The organism is Microbacterium sp. NPDC055357, assembly GCF_053644835.1.
In genome coordinates this window covers 1-5,536 of sequence record NZ_JBSHLZ010000019.1, presented here as the reverse complement: position 1 = coordinate 5,536, position 5,536 = coordinate 1, and the positions used below count along the sequence as shown (strand labels likewise).

3 rRNA genes are annotated in these 5,536 nt (G+C 54.9%); all 3 read right to left on the bottom strand.

From position 1 onward, the window contains the following. Nucleotides 1–41 precede the first annotated feature (41 nt). Nucleotides 42–158, bottom strand: a 5S ribosomal RNA gene (gene rrf, locus ACWICD_RS14420). Nucleotides 159–258: 100 nt separating this feature from the next. Continuing rightward, a 23S ribosomal RNA gene (locus ACWICD_RS14415) occupies nt 259–3,365 on the bottom strand. 410 nt (nt 3,366–3,775) lie between these two features. Continuing rightward, nucleotides 3,776–5,299, bottom strand: a 16S ribosomal RNA gene (locus ACWICD_RS14410). The 16S, 23S and 5S rRNA genes sit together here, the layout of an rRNA operon. Nucleotides 5,300–5,536: the final 237 nt, after the last annotated feature.

Sequence of the window (5,536 nt, the reverse complement as noted above, 5' to 3'; positions counted from 1 at the left end):
GAAAGGGCCACCCAGCATTGGGTGGCCCTTTCTCGAAAGAAGTCCGGCGGTGTCCTACTCTCCCACAGGGTCCCCCCTGCAGTACCATCGGCGCTATGAGGCTTAGCTTCCGGGTTCGGAATGTAACCGGGCGTTTCCCTCACGCTATGGCCGCCGAAACACTATTGATGTTTCAATCAGCATAACAAAGTCATTGTCATGCGGTTCTCGACCGTACATCGAGAACCACTCAGTGGACGCAAGCACCAAAAACGGTGTGTTATCAAGTCATCGGCTTATTAGTACCGGTCAGCTTCACGTGTTACCACGCTTCCACATCCGGCCTATCAACCCAGTAGTCTGGCTGGGAGCCTCTCGCCCGAAGGCATGGAAATCTCATCTTGAGGCCGGCTTCCCGCTTAGATGCTTTCAGCGGTTATCCATCCCGAACGTAGCTAATCAGCGGTGCTCCTGGCGGAACAACTGACACACCAGAGGTTCGTCCAACCCGGTCCTCTCGTACTAGGGTCAGATCCTCTCAAATTTCCTACGCGCGCAGCGGATAGGGACCGAACTGTCTCACGACGTTCTAAACCCAGCTCGCGTACCGCTTTAATGGGCGAACAGCCCAACCCTTGGGACCTACTCCAGCCCCAGGATGCGACGAGCCGACATCGAGGTGCCAAACCATGCCGTCGATATGGACTCTTGGGCAAGATCAGCCTGTTATCCCCGAGGTACCTTTTATCCGTTGAGCGACAGCGCTTCCACAAGCCACTGCCGGATCACTAGTCCCGACTTTCGTCCCTGCTCGACCTGTCAGTCTCACAGTCAAGCTCCCTTGTGCACTTACACTCGCCACCTGATTGCCAACCAGGTTGAGGGAACCTTTGGGCGCCTCCGTTACTTTTTGGGAGGCAACCGCCCCAGTTAAACTACCCACCAGGCACTGTCCCTGAACCGGATTACGGTTCGAAGTTAGATATCCAGAGTGACCAGAGTGGTATTTCAACAATGACTCCACATGAACTAGCGTCCACGCTTCAAAGTCTCCCACCTATCCTACACAAGCCACACCGAACACCAATACCAAGCTGTAGTAAAGGTCACGGGGTCTTTCCGTCCTGCTGCGCGTAACGAGCATCTTTACTCGTATTGCAATTTCGCCGAGTTCGCGGTTGAGACAGTTGGGAAGTCGTTACGCCATTCGTGCAGGTCGGAACTTACCCGACAAGGAATTTCGCTACCTTAGGATGGTTATAGTTACCACCGCCGTTTACTGGGGCTTAAATTCTCAGCTTCGCCTTACGGCTAACCGGTCCTCTTAACCTTCCAGCACCGGGCAGGCGTCAGTCCGTATACATCGTCTTGCGACTTGGCACGGACCTGTGTTTTTAGTAAACAGTCGCTACCCACTAGTCTCTGCGGCCTCCAAACGCTTTCGGAGCAAGTCCTAATACGTCGAAGGCCCCCCTTCTCCCGAAGTTACGGGGGCATTTTGCCGAGTTCCTTAACCACGATTCTCTCGATCTCCTTGGTATTCTCTACCTGACCACCTGAGTCGGTTTGGGGTACGGGCAGCTAGAACCTCGCGTCGATGCTTTTCTCGGCAGCATAGGATCACCCACTTTTCATCCGCATCGTGTCTCAGCCATCATGAGCGACGGATTTGCCTATCGCTCGGCCTACGCACTTGCACCAGGACTACCATCGCCTGGCTTGGGCTACCTTCCTGCGTCACACCTGTTAATACGCTAGCCGCACCAGCATGGGGTCGAGCGTTCACCAAGACGTCATCACCCCGAAGGGATCCGAACATTCCTGGCTAGGACTCTTAGCACCACTGGATTGGCTTGGGCGGTTCTTCGCCGGTACGGGAATATCAACCCGTTGTCCATCGACTACGCCTGTCGGCCTCGCCTTAGGTCCCGACTTACCCAGGGAAGATTAGCTTGACCCTGGAACCCTTGGTCTTTCGGAGGACGTGTTTCTCACACGTCTTTCGCTACTCATGCCTGCATTCTCACTCGTGTAGCCTCCACGGCTGGTTCACACCGCCGCTTCGCTGGCCACACGACGCTCTCCTACCCATCAACACGGCTGGACCACGAAGGCCTACCAATAATGTCAATGCCACAACTTCGGTGGCGTGCTTGAGCCCCGTTACATTGTCGGCGCGGAATCACTTGACCAGTGAGCTATTACGCACTCTTTCAAGGGTGGCTGCTTCTAAGCCAACCTCCTGGTTGTCTGTGCAACTCCACATCCTTTCCCACTTAGCACGCGCTTTGGGACCTTAGTTGGTGGTCTGGGTTGTTTCCCTCTCGACTATGAAGCTTATCCCCCACAGTCTCACTGCTGCGCTCTCACTTACCGGCATTCGGAGTTTGGCTGACGTCAGTAACCTTGTAGGGCCCATCGGCCATCCAGTAGCTCTACCTCCGGCAAGAAACACGCAACGCTGCACCTAAATGCATTTCGGAGAGAACCAGCTATCACGAAGTTTGATTGGCCTTTCACCCCTATCCACAGCTCATCCCCTCAGTTTTCAACCTAAGTGGGTTCGGTCCTCCACGCGCTCTTACACGCGCTTCAACCTGGCCATGGATAGATCACTTCGCTTCGGGTCTAGGACATGCGACTGAATCGCCCTATTCAGACTCGCTTTCGCTACGGCTACCCCACTCGGGTTAACCTCGCCACATATCGCTAACTCGCAGGCTCATTCTTCAAAAGGCACGCTGTCACCCCTACTAAGGAGGCTCCAACGGTTTGTAAGCAAACGGTTTCAGGTACTATTTCACTCCCCTCCCGGGGTACTTTTCACCTTTCCCTCACGGTACTTGTCCGCTATCGGTCATCTGGGAGTATTTAGGCTTATCAGGTGGTCCTGACAGATTCACACGGGATTTCTCGGGCCCCGTGCTACTTGGGATACTCTTCGCGCCAAGGGAGGCATTTCGACTACGGGGTTGGCACCCTCTTTGACCGGCCTTTCAAGACCGTTCGTCTATACCTTCTTGTAACGCCGGCTGCTCGGCAGAGCAACCTGAAAAGTCCCACAACCCCGAATACGCAACTCCTGCCGGATATCACACGTACTCGGTTTAGCCTGTTCCGGTTTCGCTCGCCACTACTAACGGAATCGCGGTTGCTTTCTCTTCCTGTGGGTACTGAGATGTTTCACTTCCCCACGTTCCCTCTACCCGCCCTATATATTCAGGCGGGAGTCACTGGGTCGGCAAGCCGCCCAGCGGGGTTTCCCCATTCGGAGACCCTCGGATCAAAGTGTGCTTATCCACTCCCCGAGGCTTATCGCAGATTGCTACGTCCTTCTTCGGCTCCAGATGCCAAGGCATCCACCGTTTGCTCTTAAAGACTTGAAATCACATGAGTTTTATCAGAATCGACATCGAACCGAAGTCCGACATGAAATTGACTAATGATCTTTAAGATCATCTATATGAACTGACAGAATCAGTTCAAAGATGCTCGCGTCCACTGTGTAGTTCTCAAAGTACGGGCGGTACCCTCACGTCATGCCATCACGGCAATCAGAAAAGGCCCTGAGGATCGTCTGGCCCGAGCCGAAGCCCGGGCACATCCGGTCCCTCAGGACCCAACAGCGTGCACGTGCCGACAGCGTCACCAGAACCGTTCCCGCTGCAAGCAGCGTACTGAGTCCGGGATCCCCCGATCGGCACCTCGTCAAATGTTCCACCCATGAGCTGACCCCCCGAAGACAGACGCTCCGAGCGGGCTCTAAGATCTCCGAAAAGATCCAGATGCTCCTTAGAAAGGAGGTGATCCAGCCGCACCTTCCGGTACGGCTACCTTGTTACGACTTAGTCCTAATTACCGATCCCACCTTCGACGGCTCCCTCCACAAGGGTTAGGCCACCGGCTTCAGGTGTTACCGACTTTCATGACTTGACGGGCGGTGTGTACAAGACCCGGGAACGTATTCACCGTGGCGTTGCTGATCCACGATTACTAGCGACTCCGACTTCATGAGGTCGAGTTGCAGACCTCAATCCGAACTGGGACCGGCTTTTTGGGATTCGCTCCACCTTACGGTATCGCAGCCCTTTGTACCGGCCATTGTAGCATGCGTGAAGCCCAAGACATAAGGGGCATGATGATTTGACGTCATCCCCACCTTCCTCCGAGTTGACCCCGGCAGTATCCCATGAGTTCCCACCATTACGTGCTGGCAACATAGAACGAGGGTTGCGCTCGTTGCGGGACTTAACCCAACATCTCACGACACGAGCTGACGACAACCATGCACCACCTGTTTACGAGTGTCCAAAGAGTTGACCATTTCTGGCCCGTTCTCGTATATGTCAAGCCTTGGTAAGGTTCTTCGCGTTGCATCGAATTAATCCGCATGCTCCGCCGCTTGTGCGGGTCCCCGTCAATTCCTTTGAGTTTTAGCCTTGCGGCCGTACTCCCCAGGCGGGGAACTTAATGCGTTAGCTGCGTCACGGAATCCGTGGAATGGACCCCACAACTAGTTCCCAACGTTTACGGGGTGGACTACCAGGGTATCTAAGCCTGTTTGCTCCCCACCCTTTCGCTCCTCAGCGTCAGTTACGGCCCAGAGATCTGCCTTCGCCATCGGTGTTCCTCCTGATATCTGCGCATTCCACCGCTACACCAGGAATTCCAATCTCCCCTACCGCACTCTAGTCTGCCCGTACCCACTGCAGGCCCGAGGTTGAGCCTCGGGGTTTCACAGCAGACGCGACAAACCGCCTACGAGCTCTTTACGCCCAATAATTCCGGATAACGCTTGCACCCTACGTATTACCGCGGCTGCTGGCACGTAGTTAGCCGGTGCTTTTTCTGCAGGTACCGTCACTTTCGCTTCTTCCCTGCTAAAAGAGGTTTACAACCCGAAGGCCGTCGTCCCTCACGCGGCGTTGCTGCATCAGGCTTGCGCCCATTGTGCAATATTCCCCACTGCTGCCTCCCGTAGGAGTCTGGGCCGTGTCTCAGTCCCAGTGTGGCCGGTCACCCTCTCAGGCCGGCTACCCGTCGACGCCTTGGTGAGCCGTTACCTCACCAACAAGCTGATAGGCCGCGAGCTCATCCCTGACCGAAATTCTTTCCAACTGCTGAAGATGCCTTCGCAGCTCGTATCCGGTATTAGCAGCTGTTTCCAACTGTTATCCCAGAGTCAGGGGCAGATTGCTCACGTGTTACTCACCCGTTCGCCACTGATCCAGCAGAGCAAGCTCCACCTTCACCGTTCGACTTGCATGTGTTAAGCACGCCGCCAGCGTTCATCCTGAGCCAGGATCAAACTCTCCGTAAAGAAATATTGCTGACCTCGACCGGAAAAAGACCGAAGCAGCGAGTTTGAACTGACCAAATGGATGCCATTGCTGACATATCCGTTGCCGACCCGAAGGCCGGACTTTGATCCAAAGGAATCTCATCCAGCAAAGCTGGAACGAGGTAATTTGGCATTTGACAAGTGCACGCTGTTGAGTTCTCAAGGATCGGATGCTCCTGCTACTCGGCCTCTCAGCTCCGCCCGCAGGGCAACTTC